This window comes from Sorangium sp. So ce693 (assembly GCF_051521375.1).
Lineage (GTDB): Bacteria > Myxococcota_A > Polyangia > Polyangiales > Polyangiaceae > Sorangium > Sorangium atrum.
The window spans coordinates 1,308,261-1,324,519 of the sequence record NZ_CP150347.1 but is presented as its reverse complement, the minus strand read 5'-3'; the positions used below and the strand labels follow the sequence as shown (position 1 = coordinate 1,324,519).

12 protein-coding genes are annotated in these 16,259 nt (G+C 68.4%); 5 read left to right on the top strand and 7 right to left on the bottom strand.

Annotated features, from left to right (window positions below; all coding sequences use genetic code 11):
* Positions 1-16 precede the first annotated feature (16 nt).
* Positions 17-1,426 carry a hypothetical protein gene (locus WMF14_RS04935; RefSeq protein ID WP_437799046.1) on the top strand — a complete coding sequence of 470 codons (1,410 nt, stop codon included), beginning with the start codon at positions 17-19 and terminating at the stop codon, positions 1,424-1,426.
* Positions 1,427-1,519: 93 nt separating this feature from the next.
* Here the strand turns inward: WMF14_RS04935 and WMF14_RS04930 are convergent, their stop codons facing one another.
* From WMF14_RS04930 to WMF14_RS04915, 4 genes are all read right to left on the bottom strand, one after another.
* Positions 1,520-3,214 carry a SpoIIE family protein phosphatase gene (locus WMF14_RS04930; protein ID WP_044963983.1) on the bottom strand — a complete coding sequence of 565 codons (1,695 nt, stop codon included), beginning with the start codon at positions 3,212-3,214 and terminating at the stop codon, positions 1,520-1,522.
* Positions 3,215-3,672: 458 nt separating this feature from the next.
* Positions 3,673-5,007 (bottom strand): nucleotide sugar dehydrogenase, encoded by a 1,335-nt coding sequence (locus WMF14_RS04925; protein ID WP_272100170.1) that lies wholly within the window; start codon positions 5,005-5,007, stop codon positions 3,673-3,675.
* A gap of 326 nt (positions 5,008-5,333) precedes the next feature.
* Complete coding sequence (locus tag WMF14_RS04920; RefSeq protein ID WP_437799045.1) at positions 5,334-6,815, bottom strand: oligosaccharide flippase family protein; 1,482 nt, start codon at positions 6,813-6,815, stop codon at positions 5,334-5,336.
* Positions 6,816-6,817: 2 nt separating this feature from the next.
* Positions 6,818-7,429, bottom strand: a complete 612-nt coding sequence (locus WMF14_RS04915; RefSeq protein WP_437327669.1) for a polysaccharide biosynthesis/export family protein — start codon at positions 7,427-7,429, stop codon at positions 6,818-6,820.
* A gap of 262 nt (positions 7,430-7,691) precedes the next feature.
* Between WMF14_RS04915 and WMF14_RS04910 the strand changes: the two genes are divergently transcribed.
* The 4 genes from WMF14_RS04910 (at position 7,692) to WMF14_RS04895 (ending at position 13,095) form a co-directional block, all read left to right on the top strand.
* On the top strand, positions 7,692-9,047 hold the full coding sequence (locus tag WMF14_RS04910) for a 3-dehydroquinate synthase (protein ID WP_437799044.1): 1,356 nt from the start codon (positions 7,692-7,694) through the stop codon (positions 9,045-9,047).
* On the top strand, positions 9,044-10,492 hold the full coding sequence (eboE, locus tag WMF14_RS04905; RefSeq protein ID WP_437799042.1) for a metabolite traffic protein EboE: 1,449 nt from the start codon (positions 9,044-9,046) through the stop codon (positions 10,490-10,492). The genes WMF14_RS04910 and eboE overlap by 4 nt, the downstream gene beginning before the upstream one ends.
* Positions 10,489-11,370 (top strand): UbiA family prenyltransferase, encoded by an 882-nt coding sequence (locus tag WMF14_RS04900; RefSeq protein WP_437799040.1) that lies wholly within the window; start codon positions 10,489-10,491, stop codon positions 11,368-11,370. Before eboE ends, WMF14_RS04900 begins: the two co-directional genes overlap by 4 nt.
* A gap of 366 nt (positions 11,371-11,736) precedes the next feature.
* On the top strand, positions 11,737-13,095 hold the full coding sequence (locus tag WMF14_RS04895) for a hypothetical protein (RefSeq protein WP_437799039.1): 1,359 nt from the start codon (positions 11,737-11,739) through the stop codon (positions 13,093-13,095).
* Positions 13,096-13,150: 55 nt separating this feature from the next.
* On the opposite strand, the gene WMF14_RS04890 is transcribed toward WMF14_RS04895, so the two are convergent.
* Genes WMF14_RS04890 through WMF14_RS04880 form a run of 3 tightly spaced genes read right to left on the bottom strand, consistent with a single transcriptional unit; the run spans position 13,151 to position 16,191 of the window.
* A complete protein-coding gene (locus tag WMF14_RS04890) occupies positions 13,151-14,524 on the bottom strand; it encodes an alkaline phosphatase family protein (protein ID WP_437799038.1) in 1,374 nt (457 codons plus the stop codon).
* A 12-nt stretch (positions 14,525-14,536) separates the two neighbouring features.
* Positions 14,537-15,421 carry a TatD family hydrolase gene (locus tag WMF14_RS04885; RefSeq protein WP_437804143.1) on the bottom strand — a complete coding sequence of 295 codons (885 nt, stop codon included), beginning with the start codon at positions 15,419-15,421 and terminating at the stop codon, positions 14,537-14,539.
* 23 nt (positions 15,422-15,444) lie between these two features.
* Positions 15,445-16,191 (bottom strand): EboA domain-containing protein, encoded by a 747-nt coding sequence (locus tag WMF14_RS04880; protein ID WP_437799037.1) that lies wholly within the window; start codon positions 16,189-16,191, stop codon positions 15,445-15,447.
* Between the last annotated feature and the right edge of the window lie 68 nt (positions 16,192-16,259).

The following is a 16,259-nucleotide window of genomic DNA, read 5'->3' as shown; positions in this document are numbered from 1 at the left end:
TTACCTTGCAGCCCTCATGCGCTCCGGACGAGGTATTGCGGTCGCGGCCTTCGGCTGCGCGATCCTCACCCACCACGACGCCCGGGCGCAGGACGCAACCCTCCACGGCGTCTTCACCGGGTCGATCGGCGTCACCGACAACGTGACCTCCGCGGCCGAGCCCCCGGCCGGGCCCGGTCCCGACGCCGACGGCTTCGGGACCGCGAGCCCCGGCCTGATCTTCACCTACACGACGCCGCGGACCGCACAGACGCTGTCCTACACGTTCTCGACGAGCTTCTTCTTCCGACACGCGGAGGCGAGCTCGTACTCGAACGTGGCCGTGTGGTCCGGCCGCTTCGTCACGTCGCCGAGGACGTCGCTGACGCTCGGGGCGTCCGGGTCGCAAGGCCAGCTCAACACGTTCCAGCTCGAGCAGACGCCGGGGACCACGACGCTCCAGGGCACCGCTGGCGGGACGACGAACTTCGTGCAGGGGTCGTTCAACGAGGGGTTCTCGTTCCAGCCCTCGCCGGTCTGGTCGCTCGGGCAGGCGGCGGCGTTCGCCGTCTACAACCCGCTCCTGGATCGCCCGCAGCGCACGTACAGCGTGACGAACACGCTGAACGCGAACCGAAGCTTCCGTCACGACGTCGCGGCCCTCGCGCTCTCGGTCGGCTACACCCATTTCGACAACGTTCCGGTCACCGACACCGATCCCGCGACCGAAGACACGTACGCGTCGCGCGACCAGCTCCTCAGCACGCTCGTGGCGAGCTGGCAGCACGACCTCGGGCGTCGCTTCTCGAGCCAGGTCGACGTCGGCGGGGTCGTCGCGACGGACCTGGCGGGCGGCGCCGGGTCGCTCGCGCGCCCGACCGGGCTCGCGGCGCTGCGCTACTTGCACGAGCGGGGCGACGCGGCCGAGCTCGCGTACACCTATGCGGCCACGCCGAACGTCTTCCTGCAGCAGATCCAGCTCTCCCACATGCTGACGCTCCGCGCCGCGGTGCCCATCCACGCCGCCTGGCACCTGTCGGTCGAGGGCTCGGCCAGCGCGCAGCTCGCGCAACCTCTCGAGACGAACGCGGCGGGTGATCTCGACACGGGGCCGACGACGCTCGCGGTGCTCACCGACGTTGGGCTGCTCTACAGCCCCGTCATCGTCATCCCCGACTTCGCGCTCGCGCTCCGGTACCAGCACGCGAACCAGCGCACCGAGGCGAGGACGGCGGAGCTCCCCGACACGCGCGTCGTCCGGAACACGCTCCTCCTGTCCGTGTCGGGCGCGTTCCCGCGGCGGATGGCGCCGGGCTCGCGCATCTCGATGACCCAGCCCTTCGGCTCTGCAGGCCCTTCCGGTACGCAGCGCCGAGAGCCGACGCCGAGCGAGCCGCTGGAGGGCGAGTCGCCGGCGTCTGCTGGCGCGGGCGACGCCGCTCGCTGAGCGCGACGGGGCGCGGGCGCGCTCCCCAGGGGAGGCCGGAACCCCGCCCTCGGCGCGCTCAGGGGCTCCGCCGGGCTGCCGAAGGCGGCGCGCTCAGGTGCGCCGCGCGAGGAGGAAGGCCCTGTCGTCCTCGGGCAGCTGGTCGCCGCGGAACTCCTCGAGCATGTGCGTGAGCTTGTCGGCGATCGACGCGACCGGGCGGCCAGCGCTCGTCGCGCAGAGCTTGGCGAAGCCCGTGCCGAGCGCGTGCAGGCCGAGCATCTGCTTCGACGAGTTGCGCAGCTCGGTGAGCCCGTCGGTGTACATCGCGAGCACCTCGCCCGGCGCGAGCACGCTCTGGTGCGCCTCCATCGGCACCGGGCCGACCCCGAGCGCCGGGTTGACGGCCGCCTGGAGGTGCCGCAGGCCGCCCTCCGCGGTCGCCACCAGCGCCGGCGGGTGCCCTGCGTTGACGCACTCCATGCGGCCCGTCGCGGGGTCGAGGGCGACGGCCACCATCGTGACGAACGAGTGCTCCGGCAGGTACTCGCAGAGGTAGGCGTTCAGCCGGTCCATCATGCCCGTGATCCCGCGGCCGGCGTCGACCGTCGCGCGCACCATCGTGTGGACGCTCGAGCCGATGAGCGCGGCCTGGAGCCCCTTGCCGCAGACGTCCGCCACGGCGAGCATGAGGCGGCCGTCCGGCATCGGGACGATGTCCACGTAGTCGCCCCCGACCCACCGGCACGGCTCGAAGCCGAGCGCCACGTCCAGCGCCTTGAACTCCAGCCGCTTCGGGACGAAGGTCCGCTGGATCTGGTGCGCCATCTCGAGCTCCCGCTCGATCGCCGCGTGCGCCTGCGCGTGGCGCCGCGCCTCCCAGGCCGACTCGGCCTGCTGATAGACCTCCGCCGCGAGCGCGATGAGCCCGAGCCACTCGACGCTGCCGAAGTCGGGCGGCAGGGTCACGTAGAGCAGGTTCATCATCTGCTCCTCGACGCGCAGCGGACAGGCCACGACCCAGAGGGCCATGACGTCGCGCGACATCGTGAGCTCGACCGTGGCGCTGTCGCTCACCAGGTTGCCGGCGAGCACCGGCTCGCGCGTGTCCTGCACCGCCGCGAGCACGCGGCGCGAGATGTACGGCGGGGCGACGGAGTCCTCGCGCCGGAGCGACTGGAAGGGGCGGTGCGGCCCGGACAGGATCGTCAGCGCGCCGTTCTGCCGGAGCCGCAGCGCGAGCGCCATGCTGCCGTGGAAGTCCTCGCGGACCATCAGCTGGCAGAGCGCGTCGAACCGATCCGTCGCGTCCTCGATGCTGAGGAGCCGCCGCGACAGGTCCATCAGGGTGAACAGGTGCTTCGCCGCGATCCGCGGCGGGTCGAGCTCGCCGAGCTTGCGGATCGCGGTCGGTTTGTCCTCCTCGAAATGGAGGCCGCCCGGGTCGATCGGCACGCGAGGGGCCCGCGCCGTGAGCTGGAACTCGAGGATGTAGTCGCCGATCCCGATGCGATCGCCCGGCTTCAGCACCTTCTCGTTGATCCGCTCGTCGTTGACGAGCGTCCCGTTGGTGCTGCCGAGGTCGCGGATCCACCACCGGCCGAACGGATCGCAGAAGAGCTCCGCGTGGCGCCGGGAGACGGTGTAGTGGTCGAGCGTGAGCTGCACGCCCGGCGCTCTGCCGATGACGATGTGGGACTCCGTCAGCGGCCGTCGCGTCCCCGGGAGATCGCCGAGCCGGATCTCCAGGTGGCCCTTCCAATCCGAGCTCGATGGCGCAGGGCCCAGGCTGTCATCTGCAGGCGACATCGTTCGACCTGGCCCGACCATGGGCGGCGGCGTGGACATGGACCGTCTTTGATGGGTACCGAACCGGCGCCCTGACATCAAGGGGATGCTCGCGATTTCGCGAACTCGGCAAGTGCCGCGCCGCATCCGGTTACCGGTTACGGGTTACAGGGTTACGGGTTACAGGGATACGTGGTTGCGAGGATACGCGGACACCAGGTGACGCGGCTACGATGTCGCGAGGACACGCGGAGCCCCGGCGGTTGTCGAGGAGTCACCCAGGAGCTCGACCTTGACGCGCCCGCGCGGTGGCGTGGGCAGCACGCGGGCATCGCCGCGGCGCGCCGCCCACAGCGCGGGAATTGAGCGACACGCCACCGGGTCAGCGACGGCGGGCAAGGACGCCGCCGCTGGATGCCCGGTCACCAGGACCGCGCGCCCGCGTGCGAGCCTGCCCGCGCCGCTCGGGGCGCCCTCCGTCAGGCCTTGACGACCTTGGGGTTCGCCGCGCGGTAGACGCCGCGGGCGTCGACGATCAGGGCGGCGTGGTTCAGCACCAGATCGTAGTCGACCACGGAGTGGTCGGTGACCAACATGACCGCGTCGTGGCTCTTGAGCGTGTCCTCGTTGAGGGGGATGGACGAGAGCTCCGGCAGATGCGGCCAGGTGCGCATGCGCGGCAGCTTGGGCACGTGCGGGTCGTGGAAGCTCAGCACGGCGCCGAGCCTGCGCAGGAGCTCGATGATCTCGAACGCGGGGCTCTCGCGCGGGTCGTCGATGTCCTTCTTGTAGGCGACGCCGAGGAGCAGGACCTTCGTGCCCTTCAGCGCCTTGCCGCGCTCGTTCAGCGCGAGCTGGAGCTTGTTGACGACGTAGTGCGGCATCTCGACGTTCACCTCGCCGGCGAGCTCGATGAACTTGGTGGACACGCCGTACTCGCGCGCCTTCCACGCGAGGTAGAACGGATCGAGCGGGATGCAGTGGCCGCCCCAGCCCGGGCCGGGGTTGAACCGCATGAAGCCGAACGGCTTGGTCGACGCGGCGTCGAGCACCTCCCAGACGTCGATGCCCATGGCGTCGTAGACGACCTTGAGCTCGTTCACGAGGGCGATGTTGATGGCCCGGAAGATGTTCTCGGTGAGCTTCGCGGCCTCGGCCGCGCGCGCGGAGGAGACGGACACGGTGCGCGCGATCGCCTGCGAGTAGAGCGCCACCGAGAGGGCCAGCGACGCGCGATCGACGCCGCCGACGACCTTCGGGATGGTCGCGGTGCTGTGATCGCGGTTGCCCGGATCCTCGCGCTCGGGCGAGAAGGCGAGGTAGAAATCCTGGCCCATGCGCAGGCCCGATTGCTCGAGGATGCCCTTCACGAGCTCATCGGTCGTGCCCGGGTACGTGGTGGACTCGAGCACGACGAGCTGGCCCTTCCGCAGCCGCTCCTTGATCTTCTGGGCCGAGCCGACGACGTAGCTCATGTCGGGCTCCCGCTGCGCCGTCAGCGGGGTGGGGACGCAGATGAGGATGGCGTCGGGCTCGTTGAGCCGCGAGAAGTCGGCCGTCGCCTCGAACAGGCCGGTCTTGGCGGCAGCCGCGACGCGCGCGGGATCGAGGTGCTTGATGTAGCTCTTCCCCTCGCTGAGCGCGGTGACCTTCTCGGGGTCCACGTCGAAGCCCAGCACGCGGAAGCCCTTCTCGATGAACGTGAGCGCCAGCGGCAGGCCGACATAACCCATGCCGATGATGCCCACCTGGGCTTCGCGAGAGTTGATCTTGGCCAGGAGGCTCTCGACCGCAGCGGGATGCGTCTCTGCCATTTCCTTTTATCTCCAGTGGTGGAGGGGAGCCGCCACGCGGATCCCGACCCAGTTTCGAAGAGAGGGGCCCGACGCTACCACAGGCCCCTAAATTTCGCTCGAGTGTCGCGTGGGACCTCAACGATTGCGCGGGGAGAGGTGCTCCTCGTTGCGCTGCGCTGCGCGCCGTGCGCTTGTTGAGCTCGTTGCGCTCGCTACGCACGCTACGCATGTTGCGCTCGCTCACGCGCGTTGCGCTCGTCACGCTCGTCACGCGTATTGCTCTCGTCACGCTCGCTGCGCGCGCTTCGCTGGTCACTCCGGATCGGTGACATTCAGGAAACGCCTTAACGGCGGCGGCGGACCGCCTCGCGGGCGAGCTGGAGGAAGTCCCGTGATGCCTGCCGCGCGATGACGAGCGCGGAAGCGACGAAGGCGAGCCCGCCGACCACCACCTCGGCGCCAAGGCGGCACCCGCGGGGCAGGCCGTGGAGCGACCGCATGCCGTAGCGGACGGCGAGCACCGCGACGACCATGGGCAGGCACGCGAGGAGCGGGCGGACCAGCGGGCGCAGGAGCCGCATGTACGGGACGCCATCGGCGCGCTTGACCACCCAGAGGCTCGCCAGGGCGTGCACCCCGAACGCGACGCCGACGCCGGCGCAGGCCCAGAGGACGCCGCCGATCGTCCCGAGCAGCGCGATGCTGCCGACGATCGCGGCCACCTTGAGCCACTCAAGGACCATGATCGTCCGCGTCCGGCCGTAGACCTGCATGTACGAGGACAAGACCCAGCCGATCGGGCGCGTGACGCCGAGCGCGGACAGCACGGCGAGGAGCGGGCCGGCCGGCTCCCATGCCTCGTTGAAGAAGGTGTCGTTCAGGATCGTCGGGGCGACCGCGCCGAGGCCCACGGCGAGCGGGAAGATGAGGAGCGCGAGCAGCGTGAGCGCGCGGACGAGCGCCGCCTTGCGCTGCTCCGGTTCGAGCTTCGCGAACGACGGGACGAGCACGTCGCCGATGCGCTCGCCGACCTGGGAGGCCGGGATGTCGGCGAGGTTCCACGCGAGGTTGTAGAGCCCGCCGACCTGCTCCCCGAACAGGCGGATCATGACGAGGTTGTCCCACTTGGAGGCCCCGAAGTTCGCCAGCGACCCGAAGTTGAGCGGGATGCCGAAGGCGAACAGCTCGCGCGCCTTCTCGCCCGACAGCGGGCTCGGCGTCAGCCACTCGGAGAGCTTCACCGCCGGGACCGTGGTCACCACGCGCACGACAGCGCGCAGGAGCGTCGCGACCACGATGGCGTTTCCTCCCCAGCCGAGCATGGCGAGGGAGACGGACGCCGCGGTGTAGGTGAGCTCGCCGGCGGCGTTCCGGAGGCTGACGCTGCGGAAGCGCATCTCGCGGATGAGCAGGCGATCGGGGACGTACCAGATCCGATCGATGAACATCGCGAGGATGAGCCCCGGCATGAACTGGAGCATCCCGGGCGCGCCGACGAGGTGCACCGCGATCGGCTCCCGGAGGAGGTAGACGGCGGCGATGGCGAGGAGGCCCGCGACGTGGAAATAGACGGTCGCGTTGAAGACCATCTGACGGTCGAGGTTGGGCCTCGACGCGATGAACTGGCCGGTCCCGAGGCTCGACATGAAGTGCGCCGTCATGATCACGACGGACGCTGCCGAGACCTCGCCGTACACATCCGGCGCGATGAACCGGGTGAGCACGAGGGTGCCTATCAGGCCGAGCACGCGCGAGCCGAGCCCCGTCGCGATCGTCCAGACCGCGCCGAGGACGGCCTTTCGAGCAAGCGCGGAGGAGCCGGCCACGATCAGGGCACGAAGACGGTATCGCCGGCCTTGAGCACGAGGTCCTGCTCGGGCCGCTTGCGCGAGGCGATTTCGTCGTAGTTGATGGGGATGTGCCGGAATTTGCCCGGGCTATCCATGCGGATGAGCAGGATCTGATCCGTCGAGGCGAACTGGTTTGGACCGCCGGCCAGCGCGAGCGCCTCCGAGACGGAGACGAAGTAGTTGGAGGCGAAGATGCCGGCGCGCGCGACGTTGCCGCTGACCACGAACCGGTAGCTGTTGATCCCGGTCACGGCGACGGTGATCACGGCCGTCTCGTCCTTCACGAACTCGGCGAGCCGCTTCTTCAGCTCCTCGCGCACCTGGGTCGGGGTCCTGCCGGCCACGTAGACGTCGCCGATGAGCGGCATCGTGATGACGCCATCGGCCCGGACGAGCGCGTCGCTCGACAGGTCGGCCATGCGCCAGACGTTGATCCGGATCTGGTCCCCTACCCCGATCGTGTATTCGTGCTTACGCGGGTCGTACTCCTTCGCGTAGTTCGCCGGATTGTACACGTACGTGGGCGCGCACCCGGCGGAGAACGCGGCGAGGGCGAGCCCTGCCGCTGCCGTCAGAAGCACTCCTCGCATGAAGGACCGTTTCGAGGGACGGGTTGTGCCTTCCATGGGCGTCTGCATTGAGGAGGATGTCAGGCGGTACGGGGTTGCGATCAAGCGGCGATCACGGGGCCACGAGGTGAACTCGGCCGTACGGCGGCGCGATTCACCGAGCGGCGCCAGCATTGCAGGAAGGCCGTCCGCCGCCAAGGGGAAGTTTTCGTACCGCGGCAAGACGCGGGATCCTCGCGAGGAACCAACTTGACGGGCCGATGACCTCTCTCGAAAGTCGGCTTTGATGCTGCTTCATCTGCAACGGATCGCGGTCCCCTTCGAGTACCCCGTCTACTTCACGGAGGGCGTCTTCTCGCCGAGCAACGCCGACCTCGCGGCCGCCATCGCCGCGAAGGAGCCGCGCCGGCGCCACCGCGTGCTGCCGGTGATCGACGGCGGCGTCGCGGCGGCGTGGCCGTCTCTGGCGGACGACATCGCGCGGTACGTGGGTGCGCGCCCGGACCTGCTCACGCTCGCGGCCGAGCCGATCGTGGTCCCCGGCGGCGAGGCGGCGAAGAACGACGGCGCGGCGACGGCCGCGCTGCAGGCGAGGCTCGACGCGCTGGGGATGGATCGGCAGTCGTTCGTGATGATCGTCGGAGGCGGCGCGGTGCTCGACATGGTCGGCTACGCGGCGGCGACGGTGCACCGAGGCGTCCGGGTCGTGCGGATCCCGACCACGGTGCTCGCGCAGGCCGACTCCGGCGTCGGCGTGAAGAATGGCGTCAACGCGTTCGGGAAGAAGAACCTGCTCGGCACGTTCGCCCCGCCGTTCGCGGTGCTCATCGATCCGCGCTTTCTGGAGACGCTGCCCTTGCGCGACAAGGTGGCGGGGATGGCGGAGGCGGTGAAGGTCGCGCTGATCCGGGACGCGAGGCTGTTCTCGTGGCTGTCCGAGCACGCGCCCGCGCTCGCGTCGGGGTCGCTCGCGCCGCTCGCGCAGCTCGTGCGCCGCTCGGCGGAGATCCACCTCCAGCACATCGCGAGCGCGGGCGACCCGTTCGAGCTCGGGAGCGCGCGGCCCCTCGACTTCGGGCACTGGGCTGCGCACAAGCTGGAGTCGCTCACGAAGCACAGGCTCCGCCACGGAGAGGCGGTCGCGATCGGGATCGCGATCGACACCCTGTACGCCGAGCTGGCCGGCCTGTGCAGCCAGGCGACGGCGGCCGCGGTGGTGGCGGCGCTCGAGGCGCTCGGCTTCACGCTGTGGGACGACGCGCTCGCGCTGACGCGCACGTGCGAGCGGGGCGAGCGGGGCGAGCGGGGCGAGCGGCTCTGCGTGCTCGATGGGCTGGACGAGTTCCGCGAGCACCTCGGCGGGGAGCTCACGGTGACGTTGCTCGAGGACGTGGGGCGCGCCCGCGAGGTGCACGCGATGGAGGAGCGGCACATCGTCGCGGCGATCGCGCGCCTGCGCGAGCGCGCCGCGAGGCGGGGCGCGCTCGCGGCGACCGGCGCGGCGGGCGCGGCTACGGGAACGGCGGGCACGGCCACGGGAGCGGCGGGCGTGGCCACCGGAGCGGCGGGTGTGGCCACCGGAGCGGCGGGCACGGCCATGGGAGCGGCGGGCGTGGCCACGGGAGCGGCGCAATCATGAGGCTCGCGTGCGCGGGCGCGCCGCACCTCACGTACTGCACGAACATCCACGCGGGTGAGACGTGGTCGGAGGTGAAGCAGAGCCTCGAGACACACCTGCTCGCGATCTGGTCGCGCGCGACCGGCGGGGAGGAAGGGGCGCTGCGCGGACAAGGCGGCAGAGGGGCGGATGGCGTCGGGCCGAGCGCGCGCCGCCGGTGCGGGGTGGGGCTGCGGCTCTCGGCGAGGGCGGCGGCGGAGCTCGCCGAGCCGGCGGAGCTCGACGCGTTCCGCGATTTTCTCGAGCGGAACGGCCTGTACGTGTTCACGCTGAACGGCTTTCCCTACGGCCGGTTCCACGGCGCGGCGGTGAAGGAGCGCGTGTACCTGCCCGACTGGCTCGACGAGGAGCGGCTCGCGTACAGCAATCTCCTGGCGACGCTCCTCGCCGAGCTGCTGCCGGCGAACGAGGGCCTGATGGGCAGCGTCAGCACGGTGCCCGGCGCGTTCAGGCCGCGGGTGCGCACGCCGGGCGACGCGGCGGCGATGGCGCGGCGGCTGGTCGAGCACGCGGCGCACCTCGTCGAGATCCGCCGCCGCACGGGCAAGCACATCGCGCTGGCCCTCGAGCCGGAGCCGTGCTGCTTCCTCGAGACGACGCCCGAGGCGATCGGCTTCTTCACCGATCACGTGTTCGCGCCGGAGCGCGCCCGCGAGCTGTCGGCGCTGGCCGGGATGAGCCTGCCGGACGCCGAGGAGGCGCTCCGGAGCCACCTCGGCCTCTGCTTCGACGCGTGCCACATGGCGGTGGAGTTCGAGGACGCCCCCGCGTCGCTCGCGGCGCTCCGCGCGGCGGGGATCGGCGTGCACAAGGTGCAGCTCAGCGCCGGGCTGCGCGCGCGCGTGGCGGAGCGCGAGCCGGCGACGATGGCGAGGCTGCGCGCGTATGCGGAGGACGTCGTCTACCTGCACCAGGTGGTCGAGCGACGCGAAGGCGGGGGCGAGCTCGTTCGCTACCTGGATCTGCCCGAGGCGCTGGCGTCGCTCGAGGGCGCGAAGGCGGCGCCGCCCGGAGCGCAGCCGGAGGAGTGGCGCGTCCACTTCCATGTGCCGATCTTCCGGGAGCTCGAGGGCACGCTCGCGACGACGCAGCCGGAGCTGGCAACGCTGCTGTCGCACCTGCGAGACTCGCCTGCGACGCAGCACCTCGAGGTAGAGACCTACACCTGGGATGTACTGCCGGAGGACCAGCGCCGCGGCGGGCTTGTCGAGGCGGTGGCGAGGGAGCTCCGCTGGGTGGAGGAGCGGATGGTGGGTAACGGGAGCGTGGGCGCCGACGTCGGCGAGGGCCGGGGCGTTGGCGGGGGCGGCCACGAAGTCGGGGCGAGCTCCGGTGGGCGAGCGGACTCCGGAGTCGGCGCGAACTCCGGTGGCCGAGTGGACCGCGGAGCGGGGGCAGAGCGATGAGCTCGCGCGCACGGGTGTATCTGCGGCTCGGCCGCGTCTCGAACCTGCCCACGGTGTGGACGAACGTGCTCTGTGGCATGGCCCTGTCGGGGTCCGGGCCGCGGGCGTCCGAGGTGGCGCTGGTGGGGTTTGCGGTGTCGCTGATGTACGTGGGCGGCATGTTCCTCAACGACGCGTTCGACCGGGAGATCGACGCGCGCGAGCGGCCCGAGCGGCCGATCCCATCCGGCCTGGTGAGCGCTCGGGAAGTGTTCGCGGTCGGTTACGGCCTGCTCGGGGCGGGGGTGCTGATCGTGGGCGGCCATGCCTATGTGGCGAACCGAGGGATGGCGCCCGCCCTGGCGAGCGCGCTGCTCGCCGGGGCGATCGTCCTTTACGATGCCTGGCACAAGGGGAACCCGCTGAGCCCCGCGTTGATGGGAGCATGCCGCGTGCTGGTCTATGTGAGCGCCGCGCTCGCGGCGGGCGGGCAGCTCGGGAGCGCGGTGATCGGCGGGGGCGCGGCGCTGCTGTTCTATCTGATCGGGCTGACCGCGATCGCGAAGCAGGAGAACCTGCTGGCGGTGCGCAGCCTGTGGGCGCTCGGCTTCATGGCGGTCCCGTTCCTGGCGACGCTCGGCGCGCCGCTCACCGGGATGATGGGGACGATCGCGTACGGGGCGCTCGCTGGCTGCGTGATCCACGCGGTGAGGTTGCTGCGGGGGACGCGGAAGGACCGGATCCCGCGCGCCGTGGTGACGCTCATCGCGGGGATATCGCTGCTGGACGCGGTGCTCATCGCGAAGAGCGGAGCGCCGGGCGCCGGCGGCGCGGCGGCGCTGGCGATGATGGGATTCCCGCTGACGCTGGCGATGCAGAGGGTGGTGAGGGGGACGTGAAGACTGGCAGGTGAGCCAGCATCTCAGCCGATATCCTCATCGAAGAGACGGCAACAACAGCTCGGGTTACTGGAGATGCGAGTCATGATGTTACGCAGCGCGCGGACCATTCAGGCATGCCTTCTTGCGTTCATCCTCGCAGGCCCCGGATGCGCGCTCGTCCTCGGGCTCGGCGAATTTGAGGACTCTCCCGCGCCAGAAGACCAGAACACAGGCGGGAATGACAGCGCGAGCGTGTGTAAGCCGAACATGGCAGAAAATTGCTACAGCGGCCCACAAGGCACCGCAGACATCGGCCTGTGCAAATCTGGGACACGAACATGCGACGAGAATGGGACCACGTGGAGCGCATGCAAGGACGAAAGATTGCCAGCCCAAGAGCTCTGCGCGTCTGACGACGACGAAAACTGCGACGGACTCGACTGCATCTTGTGGGCACAGACGTTCGGCAGCGATGCAATAGCCCACTCGATAGCAATCGACAGAGAGGGCAATATCATCGCAGCCGGCGGCTTCTCGGAGCCCGTACATCTCGGTGCTGAACCACTCACGAGCGCTGGCGGGTCCGACATATTCGTCGCAGCATTCGACAAATCCGGGAATCACCTCTGGAGTCACAGATTCGGGGATGCTGCGGCCCAGGAAGCGACGTCCGTCAGCACAGACGCCTCAGGCAACATCTTCTTGACTGGCGTCAGCAGCGGCACGATCAACTTCGGCGGCAGCGATGTAGGACCAGGCCTCTTTGTAGCGAAATTCGACGACAAAGGGGCCCACATCTGGAGCCGCGGTTTTCCGGCGAACCCCGTCAATGAGCGCATCTTCGACCAATTCGCCAGGATCGTTCGCCCCAAGATCAATAGCACACAACACGGCGACGCGCTGCTCTCAGGAACGTTCAGGGGGAAGATCGAGTTCGATGATGCGATCCTCACCTCCGCTCCAGCGAACACGCTGGACATGTACATCGCAAAGCTCGACGGGAGCACAGGCTCCGCGAGCGTCGAGCAGGGTGGATGGGCACGGAGATTCGGCAGCTCCGGCGACGACATGCTCATAGACACCGCCATCGATCGCAGCAACAACATCGTCATCACGGGGAATCACCAAAATTCGATCAGCTTTGGCGATTCGCCGGAGCTTGACGGTGCGGGAATGTTCCTGGCAAAGCTCGACAGCGACGGTAACCCGACGTGGGCGCGCGGCTTCCACAATGGTTACCCCTCTGCTCTGGACGTCGACGCCCTCGGCAACATTTCTGCCACGGGCAATTACGACGAGAGCATCGAGTTCGAAATCGGCAAGACCCTCGGCGCATCCGCAGAACACACAGCAGTCTTCGTCGCCCAATTCAACACATCCGGAGAGCACCGATGGAGTCGGGATTTCGAAGGAACCATCCACAACGCGACAGCCGACATCAGCACAGACGCTCTTAACAATATCGTTGTCACCGGCGATTTCAGCGGCGAGCTGAGAGTGGACAACGAGATACTGGAGCACGCCGAGCTTCCGTCCCCCTGGGTGCTCAAGCTGGACTCGTCAGGAAAGACGCTCTGGAAGGAATCCTACCCGAGCGGCGGACCGTCATTCGGAATCGCGGCAAGGACGGACCCGAGCGCTGAGACTATCATCGCCGGATCGTTCTCTCGAACAATCATGTTCGACTCTGGCACACTGAGGAGCGACCACGAAACCGTCTTTATAGCAAAGCTTGGATTTTAGCATCGCGCCTCGAGCAAACCGAGCACGGCTCATCACACAAACAGTCCAAGCTGCGTCAGTCAAAAATGTGGTCCAACACAATTTTGCTGACGTCGACAGCGTGCACGCGTTCGTCTGGCAGCATCGAGTCACAAGTAGACAAAATGAGCGGCCCCTGCTCCGATCGCTCGGTCAAACGACCGTGCGATCCATTTACCAGCGCGGCGTCTAGCGGGATCACGTCCATGAGATAGCGAAACCCAAGCTTCTTCTTGAGAAGCCTCCAAGCAATACGGACGGGCAAGGCGCGCAGCTTGGGATCAGCAAATAACTCCACAGGATCGTACCCAGGCTTGCGATGAATATCGACAGTCCTGGCAAACTCTGGGGCACTGTCGTCATCGAGCCAGTAGTAGTAGCTAAACCACCGGTCCGCTCGTGAGATCGCGATGAGCTCCCCCGATCGCGCATGTTCGAGCCCGGCGGAACGCTTGCCTTCCGCGTCGAGGACGACCTCAACTCCGGGGAGCCTCTCAAGAAGCGCCTTCACCTCTTGAATACGCTCCGGGCGACGCACATATACATGCGCTATCTGATGATCCGCCACTGCGAACGCCTCGGACGCGCCGGCGTCGAGCTTCTCGAGACCACGCTCGTTCCGGACGCGAAGAAGGTCCTGCTCTCGGAGCGCACGGTTGATGTGCACCACGCCGGACACGCGCGTGATGCCGTACTCGGACAGGACGATCACCCGTGCCCCGTCCTTGCGCACATGGTCGATCAGCTCCCCGCACACGGCGTCCACCGCGCGAAGGTCATCCTTGATCGCCGGATGATCCGGCCCTAGCCGCTGCAGGTTGTAGTCGAGGTGCGGGAGGTAGACCAGCGTCAACGTTGGTCGGCGCGTGTCGTACACATGGCGCGCGCACCGTGCAATCCACTCCGTCGATCGGATGTCCGCGTTCGGACCCCAGAAATTGAAGAGCGGAAACTCACCCAGCCGGACGACGAGCTCATCGCGCAACGACGCCGGCTCGGTGTAAATATCCGGCAGCTTGAGCCCGTCCGCCCAGTAGATCGGCCGCGGCGTCACCGCATAATCCGCCGAGCTGTACATATTGTACCACCAGAACAGCTTGGCACAGGTGAACGTCGGATCGCGCCGACGCGCGGCCTCCCAGATTTTCTCCCCTGTCACCAGCTGGTTCGCCTGGCGCCAGAGGTTCACCTCGGCGATGTCACGGAAGTACCAGCCGTTCGCGACGCAGCCGTGCCCGCTCGGGAGGAGCCCTGTCGTGAAGGTCGACTGGACCGTGCACGTGACCGCTGGCAGCACGGTCTGGAGCGGGCGCATCGCCCCTTCCCGAGCGAGCCGCTTCAGGTTCGGCGTGGCGTCGCCGAGGAGCTCGCCGGTGAGCCCGACGACATTGAGGACGACGGTGCGGTGCATGCGCGCTCTCGATCAGCCTTTCACGACGGGGGCCTGACCGCGCAGCACCGAGTTCCCCTCGAACAGGGCGCGCTGATCCACCGCCGGCGCCTCGCCGAACTCCGCGAGATCGAGCCGGCCGCTCTGGGAGAAGAAGGCGAGGGGGTTCTTCCAGACGATTCGCTCGATCGCCTCGTCCGCGATCCCGTTCTCGCGCATTCGCGCCGCCGTCTTCGGGACCTTGAGCGGATCGCTCACGCCCCAGTCCGCCGCGCTGTTGATCAGGATCCGCTCGGCGCCATAGGTCTTGACCAGCGCGACCATCCGATCCTCGTCCATCTTGGTATTTGGATAGATGGAGTGACCGGCCCAGCAGCCGGTCGCGAGCACGAGCGGCAGCGTCTCCTCGTTGTTGTGATCGATGAGCACGCGCTCTTCAGGGAACCAAAGCTCCCGCACCAGCGCGAGCGTCCGCTCCGTGCCGCGCTTCTTGTCGCGGTGCGGCGTGTGTACAAGGATCGGGAGATCGTGGTCTCGAGCGAGCTCGACCTGCTGGGCAAAATACTTCTCTTCCTCCGGCGTCATGTCGTCGAACCCGATCTCGCCGACGGCGACGACGCCCTCCTTGTCGAGATAGCGCGGCAGGAGCTCGATCACGCCTTGCGCTACGCGGGGGTTGTTGGCCTCCTTCGGGTTGAGCCCCAGCGTGCAGAGGTGGCGGATACCGAACTGGCTGGCCCGGAAGCGCTCCCAGCCTAGCAGGGACGTGAAGTAGTCCTCGAAGGTGCCGACATGGGTCCTCGGTTGGCCGAGCCAGAACGCCGGCTCGAGGATCGCGACGACGCCGGCCGCAGCCATCGCCTGGTAGTCGTCGGTCGTCCGCGATGTCATGTGGATGTGAGGATCGAATAGTTTCAATGGTCCCTCCGCATCGCGCCGCTTCACTCGGGGATCCGCGTCGCGCGCTCGCGCTCATGGTCCAGGGAGAGCAGGCCGATGTCGGCCGGAACGCTCCGGCCAGCCGCCCTCCGTTCGCTCGCGAAGTCCTCCGCCATCCTGGCGAGCTCGCTCGAGCGCCGCCGATCGAGCCCTACAATCCGGGCGAGCGCCACGCCGATGAACATCGCCTTGAGGACCATCTGGTTGAAGTTGAGATCGGGAAAATAAGCCGCTGGGTAGGGATTCTCGCAGGTTATCGCCTCGAAGACGGGCAGTTCGTTGGTGCGGCACGCCTCGACGGCCAGCGGAACGAAGCGCTCCGCCTCGACCAAGAACGGCAGTGCCCGCAAGAGCGCCTGCCGCTCCCGTCCATCTCCCTGCTCGTAGCAAACCCGAAGCAGCAATTCGAGCTCCGGTGCGGGAAGGCGCCTCGAAACCTGCACGAGCATCGTTACCCGGCCGAGCTCATCCAACCCTCGCCCTTCGATCGCCCCGGCGATCCCGGCAGCAGCCAGCTCATCCCGCTCCTCGGCGCGAAGCCCGAGCGGCTCCTTGCCGAGCACCCGTACCGCCGCAGTGAACGTCGCTAGGAAGCGATCGCGATCGAACCAGGTCGACGCCTCGCTCACCGGTGCACCAAGGCGCGCACCGGTCCCAGTCAATGTCTCGACGCGCTCCAGCCAGGAACGCGCCACCGGCGGAATCCGGCGCGACAGAATTTCAACCAGCAGTAGGGAAGAGTCTTGCATTGTAGTCATCCCCGCCGATCCAGGGCGCCTGCCGCAAGATACCGACGTCGCCGAGCGGTGGAAAGTTA

What these genes read in the sequence shown, in the direction of transcription:
- WMF14_RS04935 (WP_437799046.1), top strand. Translation starts at nt 17, where the DNA reads ATGCGCTCCGGACGAGGTATTGCGGTCGCGGCCTTCGGCTGCGCGATC.
- WMF14_RS04930 (WP_044963983.1), bottom strand. Translation starts at nt 3,214, where the DNA reads ATGTCGCCTGCAGATGACAGCCTGGGCCCTGCGCCATCGAGCTCGGAT.
- WMF14_RS04925 (WP_272100170.1), bottom strand. Translation starts at nt 5,007, where the DNA reads ATGGCAGAGACGCATCCCGCTGCGGTCGAGAGCCTCCTGGCCAAGATC.
- WMF14_RS04915 (WP_437327669.1), bottom strand. Translation starts at nt 7,429, where the DNA reads ATGCGAGGAGTGCTTCTGACGGCAGCGGCAGGGCTCGCCCTCGCCGCG.
- eboE (WP_437799042.1), top strand. Translation starts at nt 9,044, where the DNA reads ATGAGGCTCGCGTGCGCGGGCGCGCCGCACCTCACGTACTGCACGAAC.
- WMF14_RS04900 (WP_437799040.1), top strand. Translation starts at nt 10,489, where the DNA reads ATGAGCTCGCGCGCACGGGTGTATCTGCGGCTCGGCCGCGTCTCGAAC.
- WMF14_RS04890 (WP_437799038.1), bottom strand. Translation starts at nt 14,524, where the DNA reads ATGCACCGCACCGTCGTCCTCAATGTCGTCGGGCTCACCGGCGAGCTC.
- WMF14_RS04880 (WP_437799037.1), bottom strand. Translation starts at nt 16,191, where the DNA reads ATGCAAGACTCTTCCCTACTGCTGGTTGAAATTCTGTCGCGCCGGATT.